This window comes from Kitasatospora sp. NPDC092286 (genome assembly GCF_044755565.1).
Taxonomy (GTDB): domain Bacteria; phylum Actinomycetota; class Actinomycetes; order Streptomycetales; family Streptomycetaceae; genus Kitasatospora.
On the sequence record NZ_JBIVRD010000019.1, the window covers coordinates 117,110 to 141,775 of the forward strand.

20 protein-coding genes are annotated in these 24,666 nt (G+C 74.0%); 10 read left to right on the plus strand and 10 right to left on the minus strand.

Annotated features, from left to right (window positions below; genetic code table 11):
• Window positions 1-68 precede the first annotated feature (68 nt).
• The gene (locus ACIQIB_RS20835; protein WP_363604453.1) at window positions 69-806 is read right to left on the minus strand and encodes an MIP family channel protein; all 738 of its coding nucleotides are present in this window, start codon (window positions 804-806) and stop codon (window positions 69-71) included.
• Between the two features lie 301 nt (window positions 807-1,107).
• Window positions 1,108-2,040, minus strand: a complete 933-nt coding sequence (locus tag ACIQIB_RS20840; protein WP_400759604.1) for an NADP-dependent oxidoreductase — start codon at window positions 2,038-2,040, stop codon at window positions 1,108-1,110.
• Between the two features lie 169 nt (window positions 2,041-2,209).
• Between ACIQIB_RS20840 and ACIQIB_RS20845 the strand changes: the two genes are divergently transcribed.
• On the plus strand, window positions 2,210-3,568 hold the full coding sequence (locus ACIQIB_RS20845) for a LuxR C-terminal-related transcriptional regulator (protein WP_400759606.1): 1,359 nt from the start codon (window positions 2,210-2,212) through the stop codon (window positions 3,566-3,568).
• A 64-nt stretch (window positions 3,569-3,632) separates the two neighbouring features.
• Here ACIQIB_RS20845 and ACIQIB_RS20850 read toward each other — a convergent pair whose 3' ends face one another.
• Window positions 3,633-4,028 carry a hypothetical protein gene (locus ACIQIB_RS20850; RefSeq protein WP_363604448.1) on the minus strand — a complete coding sequence of 132 codons (396 nt, stop codon included), beginning with the start codon at window positions 4,026-4,028 and terminating at the stop codon, window positions 3,633-3,635.
• A gap of 65 nt (window positions 4,029-4,093) precedes the next feature.
• Here ACIQIB_RS20850 and ACIQIB_RS20855 point away from each other — a divergent pair, with 65 nt between their 5' ends.
• Window positions 4,094-4,384: a S26 family signal peptidase gene (locus ACIQIB_RS20855; protein ID WP_400759609.1), complete on the plus strand. Its 291-nt coding sequence runs from the start codon at window positions 4,094-4,096 to the stop codon at window positions 4,382-4,384.
• A gap of 230 nt (window positions 4,385-4,614) precedes the next feature.
• Here ACIQIB_RS20855 and ACIQIB_RS20860 read toward each other — a convergent pair whose 3' ends face one another.
• From ACIQIB_RS20860 to ACIQIB_RS20875, 4 genes are all read right to left on the minus strand, one after another.
• Window positions 4,615-5,277 carry a restriction endonuclease gene (locus ACIQIB_RS20860; RefSeq protein ID WP_400649964.1) on the minus strand — a complete coding sequence of 221 codons (663 nt, stop codon included), beginning with the start codon at window positions 5,275-5,277 and terminating at the stop codon, window positions 4,615-4,617.
• Window positions 5,277-5,486, minus strand: coding sequence for a hypothetical protein (locus ACIQIB_RS20865; protein ID WP_400649967.1), 210 nt, complete (start codon window positions 5,484-5,486; stop codon window positions 5,277-5,279). The genes ACIQIB_RS20860 and ACIQIB_RS20865 overlap by 1 nt, the downstream gene beginning before the upstream one ends.
• A gap of 460 nt (window positions 5,487-5,946) precedes the next feature.
• Window positions 5,947-6,426 carry a YbaK/EbsC family protein gene (locus tag ACIQIB_RS20870; protein ID WP_400759610.1) on the minus strand — a complete coding sequence of 160 codons (480 nt, stop codon included), beginning with the start codon at window positions 6,424-6,426 and terminating at the stop codon, window positions 5,947-5,949.
• Window positions 6,423-8,207, minus strand: a complete 1,785-nt coding sequence (locus ACIQIB_RS20875) for a 2-isopropylmalate synthase (protein WP_363604437.1) — start codon at window positions 8,205-8,207, stop codon at window positions 6,423-6,425. Before ACIQIB_RS20875 ends, ACIQIB_RS20870 begins: the two co-directional genes overlap by 4 nt.
• Before the next feature lie 223 nt (window positions 8,208-8,430).
• On the opposite strand from ACIQIB_RS20875, the gene ACIQIB_RS20880 reads away from it, so the two are divergent.
• From ACIQIB_RS20880 to ACIQIB_RS20905, 6 genes are all read left to right on the plus strand, one after another.
• Window positions 8,431-9,123, plus strand: coding sequence for a FadR/GntR family transcriptional regulator (locus tag ACIQIB_RS20880; RefSeq protein ID WP_400759664.1), 693 nt, complete (start codon window positions 8,431-8,433; stop codon window positions 9,121-9,123).
• Between the two features lie 403 nt (window positions 9,124-9,526).
• The gene (locus ACIQIB_RS20885) at window positions 9,527-12,679 is read left to right on the plus strand and encodes a nitrate- and nitrite sensing domain-containing protein (RefSeq protein WP_400759612.1); all 3,153 of its coding nucleotides are present in this window, start codon (window positions 9,527-9,529) and stop codon (window positions 12,677-12,679) included.
• Window positions 12,679-13,122: a roadblock/LC7 domain-containing protein gene (locus tag ACIQIB_RS20890; RefSeq protein WP_363604433.1), complete on the plus strand. Its 444-nt coding sequence runs from the start codon at window positions 12,679-12,681 to the stop codon at window positions 13,120-13,122. Before ACIQIB_RS20885 ends, ACIQIB_RS20890 begins: the two co-directional genes overlap by 1 nt.
• A 7-nt stretch (window positions 13,123-13,129) precedes the next feature.
• A complete protein-coding gene (locus ACIQIB_RS20895; RefSeq protein WP_400649977.1) occupies window positions 13,130-13,552 on the plus strand; it encodes a DUF742 domain-containing protein in 423 nt (140 codons plus the stop codon).
• A gap of 3 nt (window positions 13,553-13,555) precedes the next feature.
• Window positions 13,556-14,158: an ATP/GTP-binding protein gene (locus ACIQIB_RS20900; RefSeq protein WP_363604431.1), complete on the plus strand. Its 603-nt coding sequence runs from the start codon at window positions 13,556-13,558 to the stop codon at window positions 14,156-14,158.
• Between the two features lie 73 nt (window positions 14,159-14,231).
• Entirely contained in the window at window positions 14,232-15,365 is a 1,134-nt protein-coding gene (locus tag ACIQIB_RS20905; protein ID WP_363604429.1) for an FAD-dependent monooxygenase, read from the plus strand.
• 101 nt (window positions 15,366-15,466) lie between these two features.
• Here the strand turns inward: ACIQIB_RS20905 and ACIQIB_RS20910 are convergent, their stop codons facing one another.
• Window positions 15,467-16,225, minus strand: coding sequence for a serine hydrolase (locus tag ACIQIB_RS20910; protein WP_363604427.1), 759 nt, complete (start codon window positions 16,223-16,225; stop codon window positions 15,467-15,469).
• Window positions 16,226-16,391: 166 nt separating this feature from the next.
• Between ACIQIB_RS20910 and ACIQIB_RS20915 the strand changes: the two genes are divergently transcribed.
• Window positions 16,392-16,862, plus strand: coding sequence for a PH domain-containing protein (locus ACIQIB_RS20915; protein WP_363604425.1), 471 nt, complete (start codon window positions 16,392-16,394; stop codon window positions 16,860-16,862).
• A gap of 36 nt (window positions 16,863-16,898) precedes the next feature.
• Here ACIQIB_RS20915 and ACIQIB_RS20920 read toward each other — a convergent pair whose 3' ends face one another.
• Window positions 16,899-17,687: a leucyl/phenylalanyl-tRNA--protein transferase gene (locus ACIQIB_RS20920; RefSeq protein ID WP_363604423.1), complete on the minus strand. Its 789-nt coding sequence runs from the start codon at window positions 17,685-17,687 to the stop codon at window positions 16,899-16,901.
• A gap of 91 nt (window positions 17,688-17,778) precedes the next feature.
• Entirely contained in the window at window positions 17,779-21,267 is a 3,489-nt protein-coding gene (locus ACIQIB_RS20925) for an amino acid adenylation domain-containing protein (protein WP_400759616.1), read from the minus strand.
• Between the two features lie 168 nt (window positions 21,268-21,435).
• Here ACIQIB_RS20925 and ACIQIB_RS20930 point away from each other — a divergent pair, with 168 nt between their 5' ends.
• Complete coding sequence (locus tag ACIQIB_RS20930) at window positions 21,436-24,609, plus strand: putative bifunctional diguanylate cyclase/phosphodiesterase (protein ID WP_400759618.1); 3,174 nt, start codon at window positions 21,436-21,438, stop codon at window positions 24,607-24,609.
• The last annotated feature ends 57 nt before the right edge of the window (window positions 24,610-24,666 follow it).

Here is a 24,666-nt window from a genome sequence, read left to right on the forward strand (position 1 = left end):
CGACCGGACGTCAGAAAGCCCGGTACAACGCCGAGTTCAGCGTCGCACCGGGCTTCGTCCGGCTGGGTTCACCGCCCGGCGGCGGCCACCCGTGCGTCCGTGGCCGCGGCCTCGGCCACGGCCAGGTTCGGCTGCGGATGGGTCAGCAGGTGCACCCCGGCCGCCAGTGCGCCGCCGATCAGCGGTGCCAGGATGAACAGCCACAGCTGCGACAGCGCCGCACCGCCCGCGAACAGCGCCGGGCCCAGGCTGCGCGCCGGGTTGACGGAGGTGCCGGTGAGCGGGATGCCGACCAGGTGCACGACCACCAGCGCCATGCCGATCGGCAGCCCGTCGAAGCCGGTGGCCGCCAGCCGGTGAGTGACCGACAGGACCACGTACACGAGGAGGAAGGTCAGGATGATCTCGGTCAGGAACGCGCCGCCGGCGTTGATGTGCACCTGCGAGCGGTCACCCCAGCCGTTGGTCCCGAGCTTCTCGTGGGTCTCCAGGCCCGGTATCTGCTTGGCCACCAGCAGGACCAGCGCCGCGCCGGCGATACCGCCGAGGAACTGCGCGACCCAGTACGACACCGCCGTCCGTCCGTCGATCCGGCGGGCCAGCAGGAAACCGAGCGTCACCGCCGGGTTCACGTGGCAGCCGGAGATCGGCCCGAGCGCGTACGCGAGCGCCAGCAGCACCAGGCCGAACGCGAGCGCGATCCCGACGGAACCGATCGCCTCCCCCGCCACTACCGCGGCGCCCACCGCCAGCAGCACCAACAGCAGAGTTCCGAGAAACTCGCTGATCACCGCGCGCCTGTCCATCTGACCTCCTGTCCGGATCGGGCGGGCGGCACCGCACCGCCCGCTCCCGGTCAACCCTCCGTAACCGAACGGAGGACCGCACATCGGCCGAACGGCCCAACGCCGCGTTCCCGGGAAATCCGCCCGCCAAATTACCCTAAGCGGGTGAATAGGACAATTTCGGACAGATTGCCAGTCAGATCGCGGGGCGCCACGCCGCGGCCCGGACGGCGACTCAGGCCGTGACCCGAATCGCGGCCCGGATCGCGGCCCGGCCGGCCACCCGCAGGCCCGGCCGACGGATCGACGGCGCCGAGCGGGCTCACCCGACGGTCAGAACGATCTTTCCCCGCAGGTGCCCGTGCTCGCTCAGCCGGTGCGCCTCAACCGCCTCCACCAGCGGAAACACCCGGTGCAGCGACAGCAGCAGCGTGCCCGCGTCGTGCAGTGCGAGCGCACCCGCCAGCGCCGGCCCGTGGTACTCGACGGCCTCCGTCGTCCCCCCGGTGAACCGGACCCCGTGATCGGCGGCACCCGCCCAGTCGACGATCGTCACCACCTTCTCCGCGGCACCGGTCAGCTCGATCGACAACGGCAGCACCCCGCCCTGCCCGGCCGCGTCCAGCGCCCGGTCCACCCCGTCCGGCGCGGCGGCCCGCACCCGCCCGGCCAGCCCGTCACCGTACGTGACCGGGATGGCGCCCAGCTCGCGCAGATACGCGTGGTTGGCCTCGCTCGCCGTACCGATCACCCGGATCCCGCGCGAGCGGGCGAACTGCAGCAGGAACGTGCCGACCCCACCGGCCGCGCCGTGCACCAGCAGCGTCTGGCCGCTCTCCGCGCCCAGCACGGCCAGCGCCCGCCAGGCCGTCTCCGCCGCCACCGGGATCGCCGCGGCCTCCTCCCAGCTCAGCGAGGCCGGCTTGCGGGCCAGCCTGTCGGCCTCCACCAGTGCGTGCTCGGCGTACGCGCCGCCGTGGGTCAGGCCGAACACCTCGTCGCCCGGCCGCCACCGCGTCACGGCCCCGCCGACGGCCTCCACCACACCCGCCGCCTCGTACCCCGTGACGTGCGGGAGCTCGACCGGGAACACCTCGGTCATCGCGCCGCTGCGCAGCTTGTGGTCCAGCGGGTTGACGCCCGCGGCGCGGACGGCGATCCGCACCTGGCCGGGACCGGGGGCGGGCAGTTCGACATCGACCGGGCGCAGCACGTCCACGCCGCCGTACTCGGAGAAGCTGATGGCCTTCGTCATGGAATCGCACAGTCCTTTACGTGTCAGGGAGTTCACGTGTCAGGGAGTTCGTGAACTCGACGGCTCCAGCCTGACGCCCCACCGACCGGTGCCCGGCCCGCCGTTCGGCCGGTTCCGCCCGGCCGAACGGCCAGGGCCAGCCCGACCGGGCACTACTAGGCTGAACGGCATGACGGACAACGGGGCGGGCAGTACGGCGGGCGCTGCGCACGAGCGGTGGCGGGATGGCTGGGGGCGGCCCGAGGAGGCGCTGGCGCGGGCCGTGGAGGTGCTGCGGACACCCCGGCCGAACCTGCTGCGGCGGCTCTCCGAGGTGCTCGCCGGCCTCGTCCCGCACACGGCGATCGCCCACCTCAGCGGCATCTGCACCTACACGCCCGTGAAGGCGTTCGGCGCCACCGAGCTGGCCGGGGGGATCACCAGCCTGGAACTCGCCCGGCTGACGGACGCCGTGGCCGTCGGCCGGCCGTGGCAGGGCACGGCCGTCCTGGCGGGCCGGTCCCGGCCCGTCGTCGCCGCCTCGACCATCACCGCGTCGGCGAACGGTACCGGCGCACTGCTCGTCCTGGTCCTGGAGAGCGCCGGGCCGCTGCCCGGGCAGGCGCTCGCCGTCCTCCAGCAGGTGTGGGAGCTGGTCACCATCCACTCCGACCACCGCGCCACCGACGCCGCCCCCGTGCACGCCGCCGCCTCCCGTGCCTCGGCGGGCGCCCGGGCCCGCGCGATCGCCGACCTGACCGGCACCCACGCCTCGGCGCTGTCCGCGGTCCTGGCGCCCCTGCGGTCCACCGCCCTGGACGACGCCACCGCCCGTCGCAGCGCCACCGAACTCGCGGTGAACGCCCTGCTGGACCTGCGGGCCGGCGCGGACCTCGACCGGGAGCTCAGCGAGGAGCCCGCCGACACCGCGTTCGCCCGCCTCGCCGACGAGTTGCGCCCACTGCTGCGGCACAGCCCCGTCCGCCTCGACCTGGCACCGCCCACCCCGGCCACCCCGTCCATCCCGGCCGACACCGCGCACACCGCCCGGGCCGCGGTCCGCTCCACCGTGCTCATCATGCTGGAACAGGACGATCTGACGCGCCTGCACGTGAGTTGGCGCATCAGCGACGACACCCTGCGCGCGGTGGTACGCGACGACGGCCCCGGCCTGCTCGTCACGGACGGGCTCGCCGCACACCGGACGGCGGACCGCGTCACCGCCCTCGCGGGCCGCCTCGCCGTGGACGCCGTGCCCGGCTGGGGCACCACGGTGACCGTCGACCTGCCGCTCACCGCACCGGCCGCGCCCTCCGGCCCGGATCCCCTGGAAGGTTTGCAGCCAAGGGAGTTGGAGGTCCTGGACCAGCTCGCCCAGGGCCGCCGCAACCGGGACATCGCGCGGGCGCTGCACATCAGCGAGTCCACGGTGAAGTTCCATGTCGCCAACATCCTCGCCAAGTTGGGCGTGGCATCACGCGGAGAGGCCGCCGCGCTGGCCCACCGGGCCGGGCTGCCGACGACCGCCGCGCTCTACGCCGCGTCCTGACCGGGGAGTCCGCCGAAGTGCAGCGCGGGGCCGTTGCCGGTGGCGCCCGCACCGGCCCGGTGGTTCACCACGGGGCGGAGAACGAGGACGGCATCGTCAACGCGGTGACCGGGTCGCCGGGACGAAAGCGCACGCGGCACCGTGGACAGTAGAGGACCTGCGTCCGCCACCCCGACCCCGCCCGGGTGAGCGCCCTGGCGATGAGGGCCCCCGCCGCGAGGGCGCCTGCGAGCAACGACGCACCGAACCCCGTGTGCCCCTGCAGCAGCAGTCCCCAGCCGTACGCCCCGAGGGCTGCCGCGGCCAGGAGCCGGACCCGGCCCGCCGAGCGTACGACCGGCCGGCGGTGCTCCTCGAAGACGGCCAGCCGGGAGGACTCCTCGCACCGCGGGCAGACGGCCCCGTGGGGCGGCGTCGCTTCCGGAGCCAGGTGGTCGGCCTTCTCTTCCGTCAGCCCCATGCACGCACACTAGCCGAGCGGCGGCCGGAGCACCCAGACCGGGACCGGACAGGGAAACCTCCTCGATGGTCCCGTTGATCCGCAGTCGGCAGCAGGTGGTCGTCGCGCCGGTCGACGCGTCGAAGCTGGAGGTCGGGGACATCGTCCTGGCCCGCGTCGCCGGGGCGGTGTACCTGCATCTGGTCTCGGCCGTGGATCCGGCCCGGAGGCGGGTCCAGATCAGCAACAACCGCGGCCGGGTCAATGGCTGGACCGGCCAGGCCCGCGTCTTCGGCATCTGCGTGGCGGTCGACGGCGTCCCCCGGCCGGGAGTCGACGGCAAGACCCTCGGGGCCGACCCCGAGAGCCCGTCCTGACCGGCCCCGGGGTGGCCCGGCCGCCGGTCAGTTCTCACATTCACCTTGTCAACCATGCGCTGCTGAATGACAGTTGGCCGCGACTGATGGGGAGATCACGACTTCGTTCCACGGGCGGCGTGCCGCCCTGCGGGACCGCGTCGACGCGGTCGACGCATTCGGCGCGAAGCACGGGAGTTTCGCCATCGCGGGTGTGAACGACACCGAACCGCCCTGTAACCCGCCGCGGTTCACGCCACCCGCCGCCACCCGATCCGTCGCTTCGCCGGGCGGCCCGGCAGGGCGAGCAGGTCGTGCAGCGGCGTGCCCCGGTCGGCCCAGGTCTCCAGGCGGGGGCGGTCGATCCAGTGGATGCGGTGCCGGTCGCCCCAGGCCATGGCATCGCGGGTGAGGGTGCCGTTGGTGACCACGACGGCGATGTCGGCACCGTGCACCGGTCCTGCGGTCCCCTTCACCTCGTACATCACGTGGACGCCGACCTTGGCGCCGACCCTGGTGTGTTTGGCCTGGAGCACGATGCGGCCGTGGCTCGGGTGCTGGCCTGTCACATCGGCGGCCTGGTCGCCCTGTTGGCCGACCTTGCGGGCGCTCCAGCCGTCGCGGATCAGCAGGTCCCGCAGGGCGTACTCGAAGGCCTGGTCGTCCAGGGCGTCCACCTGGGCGAGGGTGAGCCGCAGGGCGGCCAGGCGTTCGGTGCGGGCCCGGTCGAGGGCCGGCTGGCGGGCGGCGGCCGCGAGGGCGAGGACGGCGACGGCGGCGAGGAAGGGCCAGGACCGGAGGAGGCTCTGCGCGGCGCCGAGCAGCAGTACGGCGAGCGCGACGCCGACGGCGGCCGCGGCGACGTGCTCGACCGGGCCGCGTGGCTTGCGCAGCAGGGGCCGGCGCCGGGCCATCAGGGGGTGCCGACCGCGGACGGCGTGGCGGCGGTCGGCGGCGGGGCTCCGGCGTCGTCGGTGAAGCCGACGTAGTGGCCCCAGAGCCAGAACACGGCCACGGCTCCGGCGATCACCCACCCGCTCGCCTTCGTGGTCCCGCCACCTCCCGACGCGGGCTTGCGCCGGAAGTGGCCCCGCACCCACACCCGGCCGTCGTCGTTCGCCACTGTGCCTCCCGAGAGGGCGGGCGCCCGGTGCGCCTCGGCCCGCCCCCTGGTGTAGCAGTGGCGGCCGACACGGGAGGGCCGGTCCTCGGCATACGGACAACTCGACCGTCCCGAACCGGACATGTGCGCCCGCCCGGTGCGCCCCGGCGCCGTCGGCGCGCGCCCGCCGTGCGGCCTCGGCGGTTCCGCCCGGCCACCGTTCCGGGTCTGCCGGACGCCCCGGCCGGTCAGCCACTCCGAGCTGCGCGGATACCGAAGAAGGGCGCCCCGGAGGCAACTTGGCGGAAACCGGGGGTTCGGTCGGCGGCGGCCGGGGCGGTCACCCACCAGAATTCTGGGATGGCGTGCGGACGGGGCGGACGGCAGGATGCTCGCGTCCGGCAGCGACGCGGGCCCTCCCGGCTACGGGCGGCAGCCGGGAGGGCCCGCGCGGAACGGAACGAACCGGGGCCGGGCCCGCTCAGGCGTGCACCTCCGACGGTGTCCCGCCGGTGAGGCGCAGCAGTTCGTCGTACGTCATCGGCACGACCGTGTGCGGGTGGCCGGCGGCCGCCCAGAGGACGTCGTGCCCGGCGAGGGCGGTGTCCACGACGGTGCGCAGTCTGGCCGGGTGGCCGGTCGGGGCGACGCCGCCGATGGCCTGGCCGGTGGCGTCGCGGACCTGTTGGGCGGTGGCGCGTTCGATCGGGCCGGTGCCGAGCCGGTCGGCCAGGTAGGCGGTGTCGACGCGGTGGGCGCCGCTGGTCATGACCAGCAGGGGCGCCCCGTCGCACTGGAAGACCAGGCTGCCGGCGATGGCGCCGACCTCGCAGCCGAGGGCGGCGGCGGCCTCGGCGGCGGTGCGGGCGGAGTCGGGCAGGACGCGGATCTCGCCGGTCAGGCCGGCCGCCGCGAGGGCGGCGGCGACGGTCAGGCTGCGGGCGGGGAGACCGGTTGTCATCGGGCCGTCATCTCCCGGGCCCCCGCACGGCCGACGGCGCTCAGCACCGCCCGTACGCCCGCCGTGAGGACGGAGGTGTCGCGCCCGGCGCCCCACACCGCCTCCCCGGCGACCCGCGCCTCGACGTAGGCGACGGCGTCGCTGTCGGGGCCGGTGCGGACGGCGTGCTCGCTGAACTGCAGGATGTCCACGGCCGTCCCGGCCTCCCGCAGGGCCGCCGTGACGGCGTCCAGCGGGCCGTTGCCCTCGCCGCGCCAGGCCCGGCCGTCGAGGGTGACCTCCGCCCAGTGGCCGCCACCGCCTCCCTGCCCGGCACGCTCCCCCGTGCGCCACGAGGCCGCCGGCGCCGCGTCCAGGTACGTCGCCCGGAACAGCGCGTACAGCTCGTCGGCGCCGATCTCGCGGCCGCTGTCGTCCGTCGACTCCTGGACCACCCGGGAGAACTCGATCTGGAGCCGGCGGGGCAGGTCCAGTCCGTGTCCGGTCTGCAGCAGGTAGGCGATGCCGCCTTTGCCGGACTGGCTGTTGACCCGGATCACCGCCTCGTAGTCCCGCCCGAGGTCGGCCGGGTCGATCGGCAGGTAGGGCACGGCCCACGGCGCCTCGCCGGCCGGGACGCCCAGGTCGGCGGCCGTCTTGGCGTGGTGGGCCAGGCCCTTCCTGATGGCGTCCTGGTGGGTGCCGGAGAAGGCGGTGTGCACGAGGTCGCCGACGTAGGGGTGGCGTTCGTGGACGGGCAGGCGGTTGCAGTGTTCGACGGTGCGCCGGATCTCGTCGATGTCGGAGAAGTCGATCATCGGATCGACGCCCTGGGTGTGGAGGTTGAGCGCCAGGGTCACCAGGTCGACGTTGCCGGTCCGCTCGCCGTTGCCGAACAGGCAGCCCTCGACCCGCTGGGCGCCGGCCAGGACGGCGAGTTCGGCGCAGGCCACGCCGGTGCCGCGGTCGTTGTGCGGGTGGACGGAGAGGATCACCGCGTCGCGCCGGTCCAGGTGGCGGTGCATGTACTCGATCTGGTCGGCGTAGATGTTGGGCGTGGCGATCTCGACGGTGGCGGGCAGGTTGTGGATCACCGGCCGGTCGGGGTCGGCGTCCCACAGGGCGGTGAGGCCGTTGCAGATCTCCAGGACGTAGTCCGGTTCGGTCAGGTTGAACACCTCGGGCGAGAACTCGAAGCGCACGCCCGGGCGGCCTTCCGCCCGCCGGGCCAGGTGTTCGGCGGCCCCGGTGATCAGGGTGCGCAGCTCCTCGCGGCCGCGGCCGAGGACGACGTCCCGCCAGACCGGCGCGGTGGCGGTGTAGAGGTGGACGACGACCCGGGGCAGGCCCTCGACGGCCTCGAAGGTGCGGTCGATCAGGTCGGCGCGGGCGGCGGTGAAGACGACGACGGTGACGTCCGGCGGGACGGCGCCGGGCACGGTGGCCAGCTGCCGGACGAAGTCGAAGTCGGCGCGGCTGGCGGAGGGGTAGCCGACCTCGATCTCCTTGAAGCCCATGGCCAGGAAGAGGTCGAACATCCGCTGCTTGCGTGCCGGGTCCATCGGCTCGGCGAGCGCCTGGTTGCCGTCGCGCAGGTCGACGGGCACCCAGAGCGGGGCGTGCTCGATCCGCCGGCCCGGCCACTCCCGGGGCCGGTCGGCGGGCCGGCCGCCGGGCAGCTGGACGCGCTCGTGTGCCGGGCGGTAGCGGTGGTGCGGCATGGCGCTGCCGCGCTGCGGGTTCCAGGCGGGGGCGGTGGCCGGGACGGGGCCGGCGGGGGTGCGGAGGGTGGGGAATCGCATGGGTCTCGTGAGTCCTTCACGACGGGGTGCGGCACCCGGGCGGCGACGGTGCGGTCGCGTCGGCCGGGTGCGGCACCGGAGGACGACCGGCAGCACGGCGCCCCGCAGCGGGGTGCCGGTCCGGTCAGACCCCGCTGCGGCCACCAAGAAGGAGACTCCACGGCTTCATGCGGGGTACAGTAACCACGAACCAAGTCCTCAGACAACCTGGCAGGTGAACGCGATGTCCCCGCTCGGCCCCCTCCGCCCCTCCCCTCTGGTCGATCAGGCGACCCGGCGGATCGAGGAGCAGATCGCGGCCGGGCACTGGCCCGTCGGCGGCAAGCTGCCCGGCGAGGTGACGCTGGCGAAGGAGCTGGGTGTCGGCCGCTCGACCGTCCGGGAGGCCCTGCGCGCACTGGCGGGGGCCGGCATGGTGCAGAGCCGCCAGGGCGCCGGGGTGTTCGTGACGGCGGACCGGCCGAGCGAGGACTGGTCGGCGCGGCTGCGCAGGGCGGAGCTGGCGCACGTCTACGAGGTCCGCACGGTGGTCGAGGTGCAGGCGGCCCGGCTGGCCGCCGTGCGCCGCACCGAGGCGGACCTGGCCGCGATGGACGAGGCGCTGACGGCCCGCCTGGCGGCGGGCGAGGGGGGCGACGCCGCCTTCGTGACGGCGGACATCGCGCTGCACACAGCGGTGGTCGCGGCCGCGCACAACCCGGTCCTTTCCGACCTTTTCGCGGAGTTCGTCCCGGTTCTGAAGGAGCGTCTGGTCGAGCTGGTCGGGCTGCTGGAGCTACGCAAGGGCGATCCGAACCACGGCCACCCGGCGCACGCCGAACTGGTCGAGGCCGTACGCCGGGGCGACGCGGAGGGCGCCGGGCAGGGGCTGGCGGCCGAGCTGGAGGCCACCCGCGCCCGCCTGCTCGCGGCCTGACCGGGCGGACACTCCGGTCCTGCGCGCGCGGGCACCTTCACCCCTCCCGCTCGGGCACAGCAGGCCCGCCCTCCGCGGGCACGGTGGGCCGCCGCCCTCGGGCGCGGCAGGCCCGCCCCATCCCCGCACGGAGGGCCCACCGCCCACGGATTCGGCGGGCGCGACGACCCGCCGCCCACAGGCTCGGCAGGCCCGCTCCTTACGGCTGCGGACGGCCCGCTCCCCGCGGGCACACACTCTCCGCATCTGCCGCCCCCACCGCCCCCACCTGCACTGACGTCGGGTCATCAGCCATCACAAGGATGCTTCGACCACCAACCGTCAACCGACCGGTGACGTTGTGTTCAGTCGGTGTGCGGCCACCGTCCAGGCGGCGAACGAGTTTTCACTCCCATCACACCGTATGACTAGTATCGCTTCGTCAAAGCCCGTGCCCCCCGGACGGTTCGGCCCGGAAGGGTCGGCCGCCAGTCCCAAGGAGTCAGCTCTGCGCGCGCGTGCGAATCGGCGGCCCCCGACGCCGAAGGCCCCCCGCAGGCGTCCGCGCCTGTCACTGCGGACGGCTCTGCTCGTCCTGGCCATCGTCCCCAGCCTCTCCCTCGTCGCCCTCTGGGCCGGGACCAGCGGCGAGACCTTCCTCGACTTCCAGCGCCAGGCGGCCCAGGGCCTGCTGGCACAGAAGGCCGGGAAGCCCTCCAACATCGTCTACTACAACCTCCAGGAGGAGCGCCGGCTCAGCGCCGAGGCGCTCGCCCGGCCCGGCAGCGTCACCGACGCGCTGCGCCGCCAGCGCGCGCTGACCGACGACGCCGTGCGCCAGTTCCAGGCGCTCTCCGGCGAGACCGCCGACAGCGCGCCCGCCGAGGTGCTCAGCGCCGTCACCGAGGCGCGCCAGGCGATGGGCAAGCTGGCCGAGCAGCGCGCCGCGGTCGACCGCGCCGCCACCGACCAGCAGACGGTCTTCACGTACTACACCGACCTGATCGCCGTGGACCTGCGGCTGTTCACCGCGCTCAGCCACGTCGACAACGGCGAGGTCACCTGGATCTCCAAGACCCTGGTGAACGCCTTCTGGGCCAAGGAGATGCTGGCCCGCGAGGATGCCATCCTGGCCCGCGGCTGGCCGTCCGGGCGGCTGAGCGTCGCCGACTACCAGCAGGTCCAGCAGTCCATCGGCGCGCAGCAGCACCTGTTCGGCGTGCAGGTCGTGCCGTACATCCCCGCCGGTGAGGACCAGGCCTGGCAGGAGCTGATGAACAGCCCCGCCTGGCAGGCCAAGGACACCGTCGAGCAGGCCCTGACCAAGCCGACCACGCCGGAGTCCGGCGGGACGGTCAGACTCCCCGCGTCGCAGGACCAGTGGCGCCAGGCCCTGGACCAGCTCAACCCGCAGCTGGTGAAGGCGATCGAGGCCCGCACCGACGGCATCGTCGAGGTCGGCAAGGACTCCTTCCTCTCGCTGCTCACCAAGGTCGTGCTGACCAGCCTCATCGGCCTGGTCGCGGTCATCGCGGTGATCCTGACCACCTGGCGCCTGACCCGGTCGCTGCGCCGCCGCATCCAGGAGCTGCACACCCAGGCGCAGGAGCTGGAGCGCACCCTCCCCGAGGTGGTGGAGCGTCTGTCGCGCGGCGAGCAGGTGGACGTCGAGGCCGAGACCCACGCCATCACCGCCGGCCCGCACGGCAACGGCACCGACGAGCTGGCCCGCCTCGGCCATGCGCTCAACCTGGCCCGGACCTCCGCGCTGGAGACCTCCGTGCGGCAGGCCGAGCAGCACCGCGGCTTCGAACGGCTGCTGCAGCGCATCGCCCGCCGCACCCAGCTGCTGATCGGTCAGCAGCTCCGCAAGCTGGACGAGCTGGAGCGCAAGCACGAGGACCCGGAGGTCCTGGAGGGCCTCTTCGACCTCGACCACCTCACCGCCCGTCTGCGGCGCTACGAGGAGAACCTGGTCATCCTCGCCGGCGGCCAGCCGCAGCGGCGCTGGCGCAAGCCCGTCCCGCTGCTGGACGTGCTGCGCGCCGCGCAGAGCGAGGTGCAGGACTACCGGCGGATCATGCTGGACGTGGAGGGCCACCCGTGGCTCTCCGAGCGGGCCGTCGGCTCGGTCGCGCACGTGATCGCCGAGCTGATGGAGAACGCGGCGACCTTCTCCAAGCCGCCCACGCCGGTGGAGGTCCGGGCCGCCATGGTCGGCCGCGGCCTCGCGGTGGAGATCGAGGACCGCGGGCTCGGCATGGACCCCGAGCAGTACGACGCGGCCAACGAGCTGATGAGCAGTCCGCCCCGGATGGACGTGCTGGCCCGGGCGGACGACATCCGCCTCGGCTTCTACGTGGTCGCGCGGCTGGCCGCCAACACCGGGCTGCGGATCGAGTTCCGGCCGTCGGCCTTCGGCGGCACCCGGGTGGTCGTGCTCGTCCCGGAGGAACTGGTGATCGACGGCGACGCCGGGCTGCCGGACGCGACGCCCGTCGAGCCGATCCCGCTCGCCCGGCGCTCGCGCAAGGCGGCGCTCACCGCGCTGACCGCGGCGAGCGAGCCCGCGGACGGCCCGGACCACGCGGCCGGCATCGCCGACCTGAACGACCTGAACGGCTCGGACGGCCTGGACGATCTGAACAACCAGGACAGCCTGAACGGCCTGGACGACGAGACCGTGCAGGCCCTGCTGCCCGGCTCGGCGCCGACCCCCGTCGAGGCGTTCGCGCACGTCGAGTACATCCAGCCGCTGGAGACCGACCAGCCGGTCGAGCACAGCTCCCCGGCGGACGGCACGGCCGCGCACGGTTTCCCGGGCTTCCAGCCGTCCGGCGCCTCCGCCCACGGCGGCCCCGGGTACGGGATGGAGCAGCACGGCGCGCAGTCGTACGGCTCGGCCCAGACCGGGTACGGCGACCACACCACCCCGGGGTACGGCACCCCCCGGTACAGCGCGACGGGGTACGACTCCCCGACGTACGACAACCCGGCGTACGACAACCCCGCCCACGGCTCCGCGGCGTACGACAAGCAGGGGTACGACACCCCCGCCTACCCGGACATCGCCTACGCCACGGTGACGCCGGCCGAGGCCCCGTACGCCGACGAGCAGTACCGCCCGGCCGACCACTACCGGCTCGCCGAGCGCCGCGAGTACGCCTCCTCGGTGCCGGTCAGCGAGCCCACCGGCGAGCAGCCGCCGCTGCCGCAGCGTGTCCGCCAGGCCAGCCTGGCCGCCGAGCTGCGGGTGCCGCCGCGGCCCGACGCCCCCGGCGCGCCGGGCGGCTTCGGTGCGGCCGCCGAGCAGCCGCACCGGCAGGACGGGCCCCCGAGGACGGGCCCGCGCCCGGTGCGCCGCTCGGGCGCCGCGATCGGCGCCTTCCAGCGCCAGTCCCGCGCCGCCCGCGGCCAGGACGGTGACCAGGACTCCGGGCAGCACCGGCTGCCCGCCGCCACCGCACACCCGGCGTCCCCCACCGCAGCCGCCGGTCCCCCGACTCCCGCGTCGGGCCCGTCCCCCTGGGCCCTCCCCGCCGCGGATTCCCGAACCACTAGGACGGATGACCAGTGATGAACCGTACGATCGCCACCCACCAGGACCTGGACTGGCTGCTGGACGGACTCGTCGACTCGGTGCCCGGAACCAGGAACGCCGTCCTGCTCTCCGACGACGGCCTGGTCGTCAGCCACTCCCGGAGCATCGACCGGGCCGACGCCGAGCGCCTGGCGGCCGTCGCCACCGGCCAGCAGAGCCTCGCCCGGGGTGTCGGCGCCCTGTTCGACGGCGGTCCGGTGCACCAGGTGATCGTCGAGCTGGCCGAGGTCTGGCTGTTCATCATCGCCGCCGCCCAGGGCACCCACCTGGCCGTGATCGCCTCCCAGGAGGTGGACGCCGAGGTGATGTCGGTGGCCATGCACACCCTGGTGCAGCAGGTCGGCCAGAAGATGAGCACCCCCGCGCGCAGCGAGTTCGACGCGTTCGCCGCCCGCAGCACACACGCCGGCCGCGGGTGATCGCGCGGTGAGGCCCCACTGGAGCGAGGTGTCCGACGAGGACGAGGACGACGGCTCGGGATCGATGGTGCGCCCGTACACCATCACCCGCGGCCGCACCGCACCCGAGCGCGACAACCTCACACTGATCACGGTGCTGACCACGGTCGAGGAGGAGGCCCGCGTGGCCCTGGCCCGGGGTTCCCGGTCCGGGCCGCGCAACCTCCAGCCCGAGCACCGGATGATCCTGAACCAGTGCCGCCGTCCGGCCGCCGTCGCCGAGGTGGCGGCCGGGCTGGACCTGCCGGTCTCGGTCACCAAGATCCTCTTGGACGACCTGATCTCCCAGGGCCTGCTGCTGGCCCGGGCGCCGCTCTCGGTGGCCCGGGCGAGCGGGGGCGTTGACCTCGGTCTGCTGACGGCCGTACGCGAAGGACTCCGGAGACTCTGAACCATGGCACCAACCGCACCAACCCCGCCCGCTCCCCCCGCCGCGCCCGCCGCCGTGAAGATCCTGATCGCGGGCGGCTTCGGCGTCGGCAAGACCACCCTGGTCGGCTCGGTCAGCGAGGTCGCGCCGCTGCGCACCGAGGAGTTGCTCACCCGCGCGAGCGTGGGGGTGGACGACCTGTCCGGCGTGGACAGCAAGAACACCACCACCGTCGCCCTGGACTTCGGCCGGATCACCGTCAACGCGGACCTCGTCGTCTACCTGTTCGGCACGCCCGGGCAGGAGCGCTTCTGGTTCATGTGGAACGACCTGGTGAACGGCGCGCTCGGCGGGATCGTCATCGCCGACACCCGCCGGCTGGACACCAGCTTCGCCTCGATCGACTTCTTCGAGAGCCGCGGCATCCCGTTCGTGGTGGCGATCAACTGCTTCCACGCGCACAACACCCGGACGCCGGACGAGATCCGGGCCGCCCTCGACCTCGACCCGCAGGTGCCGATGCTGCTCGGCGACGTGCGGGAGCGCTCGTTCGGCCGGGATCTGCTGCTGGCCCTGGTCGACCACCTGATGGACCTCTCCGCCGTCCGGGCCGCGCCCGTCGGCTGACCGGCCCCGCGCCCTCCCTCCCCTGTTTCCTGCACCGACGTTCCTGTACCGACCTCCCCGGGAGAACCCCGTCATGACCTCACCCCTGCGCGTACTGATCCACGGCGGCGGCATCGGCGGCCTGACCCTGGCCACCGCCCTCGCCCGGCGCGGCCACCAGGTCGACGTGGCCGAGCTACGCGACGAGCTGGAGGCGCTCGGCGTCGGCATCATCCAGCCGTCCAACGCGCTGCACGTGATGCGCGAGATCGGCGTGCTGGACGCGTGCCTGGCGGCCGGCTTCGAGTGGGAGGTGCTGACCATCTGCGACCCGGCCGGCACCACGCTCGCCAAGATCCCGCAGCCCCGGATGGGCGACGCCCCCTCCAACAACGGCATCCCGCGGCCCGCCCTGGCCAGGGTGCTGAGCGACGCCGCCACCGCGGCCGGCGCGTCCGTGCGCTTCGGCGCCACGATCGCCGAACTCGCCGACGACGGACAGGGCGTGGACGTCACCCTGACCGACGGCCACAGCGGCCGGTACGACCTGGTGGTCGGCTTCGACGGCATCGGCTCGCCGCTGCGCAAGCGCCTGTACGGAGACGCGTACGCGCCCGAGTACACCGGCTTCGCCAACTGGCGGGTGACGCTGCCGCGTTCGCCCGAGGTGCAGGGTGTGGTGATGTCCACCGGGAATCTCAAGGCGAAGGCGCTGCTCACCCCGATCACCGAGGAACTGATGTACCTGGGCTCGGTGTTCGCCGAGGCCGAGGACTTCCGCCCGGACCCGGAGCGCGCCCACGAGCAGCTGGCCGAGCGGCTGGCCGGCTTCGGCGGCCCGGTCGCCGAGGCGCTGACCCTGGTCACCGACCCGTCGGCGGTGGTCTACTCGCGCATCTCGCAGGTCACGGTGGAGGAGCCGTGGCACGTCGGCCGGGTGGTCCTGGCCGGTGACGCCGCGCACGCCAGCACCCCGCACCTCGCCCAGGGCGCGGCCATGGCGGTCGAGGACGCGCTGGTGCTGGCCGAGAGCCTGGACGCCACCGAGGACGTGGCCGCGGCGCTCGCTGCCTGGGAGGAGCGCCGCCGCCCGCGTGCGATGTGGGTGCAGGCGATGTCGCGGGCCGTCCTCAAGCAGGAGACCGGCACGCCGACCACCCCGGAGGAGGACGAACTGCTGAAGGTCGGTATCCCGGGCGCCGCGCACGTCCTGGTCAAGCCGTACTGACGGCCGCCGTCCGGCCGTTCGTCTCGACCCCGCACGGGCCGCTGCCCGCGCGGGGTCGCGTGCGTCCGGGGCCGGGCCGGAACGGCGGCGGGCCAGGCCGCCTACCGGGCGATCTCCCGGCGCCGTTCCCAGACCGCCGCCGAGATCCGGGCCAGCAGCCGGGCCGCCGGATCCGCCGCCGTCTCGTCCTCGCCCGAGGCCAGCGGCCCGGTGTAGCAGACGGCGAGCAGGTACGGCGGGCAGTCCCCGGGGTGGACGAGGCCGACGCCGTGCCGGACCCCGGGGGACCACCCGTTCTTGAACGCGATCCTCGTCCCCGGCGGCAGCCCGGCCGCCAGGTCCACCCGGAACGCGTTGCGCTCCAGCAGCGCCAGCAGCTCCGGCTCCCCCGCCAGCGAGCGCAGCAGCCGCACCAGGTCCAGCGCGCTCACCCGGTTGTGCACGCCCTGGTCGCGTGCCGGGTAGTCCTCGATCCCGCGCGGGCTGGCACTGCGGGTGGCGCCCGCGCGGCGCCAGACCTCGGCGACCGCCGGGTGCCCGACCCGGGCGAGGCAGAGGTTGGTGGCGAGGTTGGAGGAGTGGGTGATCATCCGCTCGGCGAGCAGCCGCAGCGGTGCCGTCCCGCCGAGCAGCGCCCACGGCTCCGGATCGCTGTCCCAGCCGGGGTCGTTGGCGAACTCGCCGCCCGCCACGGAGACGAAGCGGTTCACCACCGGCACCTCGGCGTCCAGGTCGGCCCCGCTCCGGTGCAGCGCCGCGAGCACGGCCACCTTCATCGTGCTCGCCGCGTCGTGCGGTTCGTCGGGAGCCCGGACGAACACCGGCTCCCCTTCCCAGGGCGCCACCACCACAGACAACATGCCCGGCTGATTGCCCGGCCCCACCCCCGGCAAACCTCACCGAGCGTGGCGGCGAAATTGACGTACCGTCACATCCGGTCCTCCTCAAGCCTATCGGCGGGCACCCCGAAGCCCTTACACTGCGGAACCGGTCGATTACCGGGGATGACCTTCGTCAGGGGGCGGCATGAGTTCCGAACAGCTTCGGCTTCCGCACGAGTACCGGGTGGCCACCATGCGGATCGGGGGCTTCGCGTTCACCATCCTGCTGGCCTCCGGCGGCGCGCTGGTACCGCTCTGGGCCGACCAGGAGTTCGCCTCCTCGACGAAGACCGCCGGCACGCTGATCATCCTGGGCCTGCTGTTCCTGCTGATCATCTCGGCCGCGCGCGCCGCGACCCTGGTCACCGAGGAGGGCGTCCGGGTCCGCGGCATCGTCCGCCGGCGCCGGCTCGCCTGGGCGGACATCAAGGAGTTCCGCAAGGTGCCGAACCCCAACTCGGGCCTCGGCAAGGGCGCGCCGGACTTCTTCACCTACGCGTACCCGCACAGAGGCAAGGGGATCCTGCTGCCGTTCGTCGACGACAAGCACGTCAACGTGGACCACGAGGTGGCCAGGCTGCTCGGTCTGCTGGAGGAGCGGCGCGGGGAGGGCTGAGCCGCCGGGCCGCCGGGCCGGACAGCCGGCCCGTCCTCACCCCAGCCGGGCCGCCGGGAGCGGTCCGGCCGGCAGCGGGCGCGGTGCGGGTGGCCCGGCCAGCTCCGCGAGATAACGGGCCCGGGGCATCGGGACGGCGCCGAGACTGCGGACGTGCGGGCTGTCCCACTGGGCGTCCAGCAGCCGGCCGCCCGCGGCGGCGAAGCGGGCCGCGAGATCGGCGACGGCGACCCTGGCGGCACCGGAGCGGCGGTGGAACATCGAGTCGAGGCTGAGGACGGGGCCCGCGGCGACACCGAAGACACCGCCGATCAGCTCCCCGTCCTCCCACACCTCCGCGCTGTGCGCCGCGCCGCGCTCGTGCAGCCCTACCAGCGCGGCCCGCAACTCACGTGTGAGCCAGGCCGGTCGGCGGCCTTCGGCGCAGCCGGCGAGGACGGACTCGAACGCCCGGTCCGCGCTGGTCCACCAGTCCAGGCCGTTCCGCAACCGCCGGGCGAACCGGCTCCCGAGCCGCACGCCGTCCGGCGCGATCACCGGCCGCGGATCGGGGGACCACCACGCGAGCGCGTACGGATCCGCGCCGACGCCTCCCCCGCCCCCGGTGGCGGGCAGCAGCGCCACCTCCCCCGCCGCCACGGCGTCTTCGAACCGGGCCTCGTTGAAGGCGATCGTGTAGTCGTCGACGGCCGGCAGCGGGAAGAGCCCGTGCCGGTAGGCGTCGAACAGCACCTCGGCGTCCAGCCCCGCCCCGAACGCGGCCGGCCCGCCGGCCGGCGCCCGCGCCACGTCCAGCCCCGCGAACACCTCGCTCATCTCGCTCATCCGGCCGCCCCCGCACGCCCGTTCACCACGGCATCACCCGTTCACCGCCGTACTCGTTCACCGCCGCGACCGCCGCACCCGCCGCGATCGCTCACCGCCGGACCGCCCGGGCCGGCGGAAGGAGGAAGCCCTCCACCGTCAGCCGTCGCAGGTAGTGGTCGATCAGCTCCTCGTCCACCGGCGGCAGCTCGATGCCGCTGCCGGCCAGCGCCCGCTCCGTGTTGGACCGGTCGAAGAGCGGGAACGTCGGCCGGAAGTACATTTCACTGATGGAGAGTTCGGTCCCCGGGCCGCGGTCGACGAAGAGCGGGACGAACGGGGTCATCGGGTGGGTCGGGTGGCCCGCCGCGAAGCGGACCAGGCCCCGCACCCAGTCCCCGTACGGGACTTCGTCCACCGCGTACCCGTGCGCCCGCAGGCGCTCCGCGAGGTCCGCCGGATCGGCCGGGAGCGGCGAGGTCACGTGGTACACCTCGCCCTCCGCCGGGGCGTGGGCGGCGATGTGGGCGACGGCGCGGCCGAAGCGGTCGGCCGGGACGAAGTCGAGCGGCAACCGGACGTCCGGGCAACTCCCGGTGTCCGCGATGTACTTGATCAGCGCGCAGATCTCCGTCCCGGTGTTCATCACACCCGTCGCGAGGTCCCCCGTGACGTCGTTGGTGCGCAGCACGGTGACCGGCAGCCCGGCCGCCGCCGCGTTGTGCAGCACCTGCTCCGCGACCCACTTGCTCTGCACGTAGCCGACCGCCAGCCGGTCGGGGTGGGCGAGCGGCGTCCGTTCGGAGACCTCGCCGACGCCCGCCGCGCCGAACCCGGCCAGGACGGCGAGGGTGGACAGATAGTGGACGGGGATGCCGCGCGTGTGGCCGGCCAGCCGGACGATCTCGCGGGTGCCGCCCACGTTGGGAGCGCGCAGCTGGCGGTAGGGGTAGATGAAGTTGACCTGGCCGCCGAGGTGGTGGATGGCGTCCAGACTCTGGGCCAGGCGCTCGAAGCGGCTCCTCGTCAGGCCGAGGAGCGGTTCGGCGAGGTCGCCGACCAGCGGGACGACCCTCGGGTCCGCGAGGTCGTGCCGCAGGAAGCGCTGCTGCGCGGCGCGGATGCGTTCCAGCGCGTGCTCCTCGTCGGGTGCGCGGACCAGGCAGTGCACGCGGGCCCGGGTGGTGTGCAGCAGGGTGTTCAGCAGGTGGGCGCCGCAGAATCCGGTGGCACCGGTGAGCAGGATCTCGGCCGGCTCGGCACGGGAGGGCGCGGGCTGCCAGGACTGCCGGACGGGAACGCCGAGTTCGGCCTCCGCCGCCCAGTCGACGGCCGCCTCGCCGAAGCCGTCGCGGCCGGAGCGCGCCCGCCGGGTGGCGGCGGCGAAGGCGCGCAGGGTGGCGTCGTGCAGCAGGGCGCGGGCGAGGAAGCGGATCCGGGTGACGTCGATGCCGAACATGATGCGGGCCCGGGCCAGCATCTCCATGGCGAGCAGCGAGTTGCCGCCGAGGACGAAGAAGTCGTCCGCCGGGCCGACGTCCTCGACGCCGAGCAGTTCGGACCAGAGCGGGGCGACCGCGGTCTCGATGGCGGCGGTCTCGCGGTCCCGGTCGCTCCCGCCGTTCCCGCCGCGGCGGCCGGCGATGCCGCCCCACCCGTCCTCCCCCCGCCGCTGCCGCAGTCCGCCACCGGTCAGCCGGCGGCGGTCGATCTTCCCGGCGGCGGTCAGCGGCATGCTTTCCAGCAGGACGAACTCGGCGGGGACCATGAAGTCCGGCAGCCGGTCGGCCAGGTACGCGCGGATCCGGTCGCGCCGCGCGCGGGAGCCGGAGCCGTCCCGGTCGGCGAGCGTGTAGTAGGCGGTGAGGACGTACGCGCCGTCCGTGTGCCGGTCGGCGGCGACCCTGGCCAGCCGGACCTCGGGGTGGGCGGCGAGCACCGACTCGACCTCGGCCGGGTCGACCCGGTAGCCGCGGACCTTCACCTGGTCGTCGGAGCGGCCGAGGATCTCCAGCCCGCCGTCGGGGCGCCAGCGGCCGGTGTCGCCGGTGCGGTACATCCGCTCGCCGGGGACGGGCGCGTACGGGTCGGGCAGGAAGGACTCGGCGGTGAGGACGGGCGACCGCCAGTAGCCGCGGGCGAGGCCGGGCCCGCCGAGGTGGATCTCGCCCTTCTCACCGGGGCGCACCGGCCTGAGCCGGGCGTCCAGCACCCGCGCCCGGACGCCCGGCAGCGGTCTGCCGATCGGGACGGGCGCGGCGCCCGTCCCTGCGGCCCCGTCGGCGTCGTCGAGGACGGCCGGGGTGACCTCGTAGAGCAGGGAGGTGACGGCCGCCTCGGTCACGCCGTAGGCGTTGACCAGCCGGACACCCGGCAGCCGGTCCAGGCACCTGCGGCAGTCGTCGGCGTGCACGGTGTCGCCGCCGACCACGAGCAGCCGCAGGCCCTCCGGGGCCGGCCCGCCCTCGGGGAGCAGTTCCAGCACCTGGTGCCAGTAGGCGGGGGTGAGGTCGGCGACGGTCAGCCCCAGGGTGCCCATCCGGTGGACGAGTTCGGTGGGCGCCCAGGTCCGGACCCCGCCCAGGACGAGGGTGGCACCGCTGAGCAGGGTCGCGAACACCTGCTCCAGGGAGGTGTCGAAGCCGAGCGCGGCGAGTTGCAGCACCCGGTCGCGCGGGGTGAGACCGTACGCGTTGATCACCCGGTCCAGGGTGAAGACCAGTGAACGGTGGGTGACCGCCACGCCCTTGGGGGTGCCGGTGGTGCCCGAGGTGTAGATCAGGTAGGCGAGGTCGTCGGGCACCGCCTCGTCGACGAACGGGACGGCGTGCGGGGCGGCGTATGGGCCCGCGCCGGCACCGGGGTCCACCGGGGCCGCCGCCGTGTCCACCGAGAGCACCTCCGCCCCCGCGAAGCCGCCCCGCCCCCCGTTCCGGCCGAACGCGCCGGCCTCCGCCACCACGACGTCCGCCCCGCAGTCCTCGACGAGTCGCGCGAGCCGCCGGCGCGGGTGCGCCGGGTCCAGGGGCAGGAACGCCCCGCCGGCCTTCAGTACCCCCAGCCAGGCCGTCACCAGGCCCGTCCCGCGTTCCAGACAGACCGGCACCACCCGCTCCGCGCCGACGCCCCGGGCCCGCAGCGCGCCGGCCAGCCGGTCGCTGCGCAGGTCCAGTTCGCGGTAGCTCAGCGCGCCGTCCTCGGCGAGCACCGCGACCGCGTCCGGGTCGTGGGCGGCCCGCGCGCGGAACAGCCCGTGCACGGTGTCCGCGAACCCGGCCCGCACCGGTTCGCCACCGCCCCGCCCGGGAAGCCCGGGCCCCCAGGGCCCGTCACGCCGCCCGCCGAGCCGCGCCTCGCGCTCCACGTACGCGCGGCAGTCGGCGCGCCCGGCCGGCCCGAACACGCTTCGCCAGCCGCCGGGGACCGTTGAGTCACCGGGCCAGATCGCATACTGACCGTTGTTGTTGCAAAGCACGGCGTGACGACCGGAATTCACATCCGTTCGTGCGCCCTCTGCGCTGTCTGGTGCCTCATCCACCGGCTTGACCTCGTGCTGTGGCGGCAGAATGCTGGGAGGTGCGACATTTCTGACTATACGCACCCACCGCTCGACTCGAACGCCCAACCGTCTTTCCGGCGCCTTTCCACCGCCGTTCAGCCGGACGTTCCCCCGGGCCGTTCCCCTATGCCTCTACCCACTCCCGAACCCGCCCTCACCCGAAGTCCCCCGCCCACTCGGCGGGGTGAAGTCGCGGAGGAGGTAGCCTCGTTGACACGCCGGCGACAGCGCCTGACGGCCTGCTACCTGCTGTGGATGGTGCTGCTCACCGGCATCTACTACACCAACCCCTCCCAGCGGATCATCTGGTGGACGGGCATCGGCCTCAGCGGCGTCGTGGCCATCGTGGTCGGCGTCCGCCTCAACCGCCCCTCGCACGCACGGTTCTGGTACCTGCTGGCCCTCGCCAACCTCAGCTTCACCGCGGGCGAGGTGGTGCAGGTGATCCAGCTGCAGTTCCTGCGGCTGGGATACCCGTTCCCCTCCGTCGCCGACATCTTCTACCTCGCCGAGTACCTGCTGTACGCCGCGGGCGTGCTGGGCTTCATCCGCTGGCGGACGGCCCATCAGGACCGCGCCAGCCTGCTCGACGCCCTCATCCTCACCATGGGCCTGGCCCTGCTCTCCTGGATCTACCTGATCCTCCCCTACACCCGCAACCCCGACCTCACCTGGATCCAGCGGGCCACCTCGATCGCCTACCCGCTGGGCGACGTGGTGGTCCTCGCCCTGCTGCTGCGGCTGCTGGTGCCACGCGGCGGCACCAGCCGCGCCCTCCAGCTGCTCGCCGTCGGCACCGTCGGCATGCTGGTCTCCGACGTGCTGTACGGGCTGACCCAGCTGCACGGCGGCTGGCACATCGGCACGCCCGTGGACCTCGGCTGGGCCGCCTTCTACACCGCGTGGGGCGCGGCCGCCCTGCATCCGTCCATGGTCCAGCTGACCAGGCCCGTCCCCAGCCAGCAGCCCGACATCAGCGCCGGCCGGCTCGCCCTGCTCACCTTCGCCGCGCTGATCGCCCCGGCCATCCTGATCATCGAGGCGATCCACGGCAACACCAGCAACGCCGGGGTCATCGGCGCGTTCTCCGCCGTCCTCTACCTGCTGGTGCTGGCCCGGCTCGCCGTGGTGGTCCACGCCCGGCGGCAGGCCATCGCCCGCGAACGCGCGCTGCGCGAGGCCGGCGCCTCACTGACCGCCGCCGTCACCGTCGAGGAGGTCGCGGACGCCGTCCAGACCGCCGCCTCCACCCTGATGCCCGCCGAGGCCGGGCACGTCGCGCTGCTCGCGGTCACCGAGGCGGGCGTGCTGCACGTCCGGCACGCCGAGCGCGGCGCCACCCGGCACGCCCCCTTCGCCCCGCCCGCCGCCCCCGGCTCCGACGAGGTGCTGGCCCTCGCCGCCTACCGCGAGACCCGGTTACTCGCCGTCGACGACATCGGCGCCGACCTCTCGGCCCGCTTCGGCGGGATGCCGTACGCCCTGCTCTGCCCGCTCACCCTGGCCGAACGCCCCTCCGGCGACCCGCTGATCGGCGCGCTCATCGTCACCGGCACCGAGCACGAGCTCGCCAGCCTCTGGGGCTCGCTGGAGATCCTGGCCGCCCAGGCGGCGCTGGCCGTCGAACGCGTCATGCTGAGCCAGGAGATCAACCTCCGCAACAGCGAGGCCTACTTCCGCACCCTGGTCCAGAGCACCAGCGACGTCATCCTGATCCTCAACGCCGACGACGGCGTCCGGTACGCCAGTTCGTCCGCCGAGCAGGTCCTCGGCTACCCCAGCCTGGACGGCACCCTGATCACCGACCTCGTCCCGCCCGAGGACAGCCGCGCCGTCGACCACGCGCTCGCCCGGATGCGCGGGCAGGACGGCGCCGACGGGCGGGAGCAGCGGCGCGAGCACTGGCGCCTGCTGCGCCACGACCGCACCCCGATCGAGGCCGAGGTGCGCTGCAACGACCTGCGCGCCGACCCGACCGTCGGCGGCCTGGTGCTCACCCTGCGCGACGTCACCGAACAGCGCCAGATGGAGCGCGAGCTCACCCACCGGGCCTTCCACGACTCGCTGACCGGTCTCGCCAACCGCGTCCTCTTCCAGGACCGGCTCGGGCACGCCCTCTCCCGCGGCGAACGCACCGGCGCGGTCATCGGCGTGCTCTTCGTCGACCTGGACGACTTCAAGGTGGTCAACGACACCCAGGGGCACGCGGTCGGCGACGAACTGCTGGTCGCCGTCTCCCTGCGGGTCTCCACCGCGCTGCGCACCTCCGACACGGCGGCCCGCCTCGGTGGCGACGAGTTCGCGGTGCTGGTGGAGGACGCGCTGCGCCCGGAGGACGTCGGGGTGATCGCGGACACCGTGCTGGCGGCCTTCGCGGAGCCGTTCAAGCTGAGCGCGGGCGCCGTCCGGGTGACCGCCAGCGTCGGCGTGGCGACGACCGAGGACAGCGTGGACGCGGCCGAGCTGCTCACCCACGCGGACCTGGCGCTCTACTCGGCGAAGGCGGCCGGCAAGCGGCAGTGGTGCCACTACCGGCCCGCCTTACAGACCGGCCTGGTCGAGCGGCACGAGCTGAACGAGAACCTGGACACGGCGATCGCCGAGTCCGCCTTCACCCTGTACTACCAGCCGATCGTCGATCTGGCGACGGGCGGCCTGGTCGCCTTCGAGGCCCTGGTCCGCTGGCCGCACACCCGCCGCGGCATGATCCTGCCGGACGAGTTCATCGCCCTCGCCGAGGAGAGCGGCCAGATCGTCCCGCTCGGCGCCTGGGTCCTGGAGCACGCGGCCCAGGAGGTGGCCGCCTGGCAGCGGACCAGCTCCGACCGGCGGCTCGCCGATGGCCTCCCCCCGCTACGGGTCAACGTCAACGTCTCGGCGCGCCAGTTCCGCGACGCGGGCTTCGTGGACGTGGTGCGCGGCGCCCTCCGGACCTCCGGGATCGACCCCCACTCGCTGGTGCTGGAGCTCACCGAGTCCGTCCTGATGCGCCGCGACGAGCGCATCAGGACCGACATGCGCACCCTGACCGACCTGGGCGTGGGCATCGCGATCGACGACTTCGGCACCGGCTACTCCTCGCTGAGCTACCTGCGGGAGTTCCCGATCTCCGTCCTGAAGATCGACAAGTCCTTCATCGACGGCCTCGGAGCGTCCCCGCAACAGTACGCCCTGGTCAAGGGCATCACCCGGATCGCCGACACCCTGGACGTCCAGGTCATCGCCGAGGGCATCGAGAACGCCGACCAGCGCGACCTGCTCGCCGCCATGGGCTGCCCCCTCGGCCAGGGCTACCTCTTCGCCCGCCCCCTGACCTCCGCCCAGGCCCGCACCCTCATCCTGGCCGACACCGGCCTGACACCATCCCGCCAGGACACCACGTGACCGACCGCGACGCCCCAACGGCGTCGAGCGAACATCCGCGCGTACGGGAACAGGCCG

Excerpts from the sequence above, each read along its gene's own strand:
- ACIQIB_RS20860 (WP_400649964.1), bottom strand. The coding sequence starts at position 5,277 with ATGGCCCGGCGCCGGCCCCTGCTGCGCAAGCCACGCGGCCCGGTCGAG.
- ACIQIB_RS20890 (WP_363604433.1), top strand. The coding sequence starts at position 12,679 with ATGAACCGTACGATCGCCACCCACCAGGACCTGGACTGGCTGCTGGAC.
- ACIQIB_RS20870 (WP_400759610.1), bottom strand. The coding sequence starts at position 6,426 with ATGACAACCGGTCTCCCCGCCCGCAGCCTGACCGTCGCCGCCGCCCTC.
- ACIQIB_RS20910 (WP_363604427.1), bottom strand. The coding sequence starts at position 16,225 with ATGTTGTCTGTGGTGGTGGCGCCCTGGGAAGGGGAGCCGGTGTTCGTC.
- ACIQIB_RS20905 (WP_363604429.1), top strand. The coding sequence starts at position 14,232 with ATGACCTCACCCCTGCGCGTACTGATCCACGGCGGCGGCATCGGCGGC.
- ACIQIB_RS20880 (WP_400759664.1), top strand. The coding sequence starts at position 8,431 with ATGTCCCCGCTCGGCCCCCTCCGCCCCTCCCCTCTGGTCGATCAGGCG.
- ACIQIB_RS20875 (WP_363604437.1), bottom strand. The coding sequence starts at position 8,207 with ATGCGATTCCCCACCCTCCGCACCCCCGCCGGCCCCGTCCCGGCCACC.
- ACIQIB_RS20920 (WP_363604423.1), bottom strand. The coding sequence starts at position 17,687 with ATGAGCGAGATGAGCGAGGTGTTCGCGGGGCTGGACGTGGCGCGGGCG.
- ACIQIB_RS20835 (WP_363604453.1), bottom strand. The coding sequence starts at position 806 with ATGGACAGGCGCGCGGTGATCAGCGAGTTTCTCGGAACTCTGCTGTTG.
- ACIQIB_RS20900 (WP_363604431.1), top strand. The coding sequence starts at position 13,556 with ATGGCACCAACCGCACCAACCCCGCCCGCTCCCCCCGCCGCGCCCGCC.
- ACIQIB_RS20915 (WP_363604425.1), top strand. The coding sequence starts at position 16,392 with ATGAGTTCCGAACAGCTTCGGCTTCCGCACGAGTACCGGGTGGCCACC.
- ACIQIB_RS20850 (WP_363604448.1), bottom strand. The coding sequence starts at position 4,028 with ATGGGGCTGACGGAAGAGAAGGCCGACCACCTGGCTCCGGAAGCGACG.
- ACIQIB_RS20885 (WP_400759612.1), top strand. The coding sequence starts at position 9,527 with ATGACTAGTATCGCTTCGTCAAAGCCCGTGCCCCCCGGACGGTTCGGC.
- ACIQIB_RS20845 (WP_400759606.1), top strand. The coding sequence starts at position 2,210 with ATGACGGACAACGGGGCGGGCAGTACGGCGGGCGCTGCGCACGAGCGG.
- ACIQIB_RS20840 (WP_400759604.1), bottom strand. The coding sequence starts at position 2,040 with ATGACGAAGGCCATCAGCTTCTCCGAGTACGGCGGCGTGGACGTGCTG.
- ACIQIB_RS20855 (WP_400759609.1), top strand. The coding sequence starts at position 4,094 with ATGGTCCCGTTGATCCGCAGTCGGCAGCAGGTGGTCGTCGCGCCGGTC.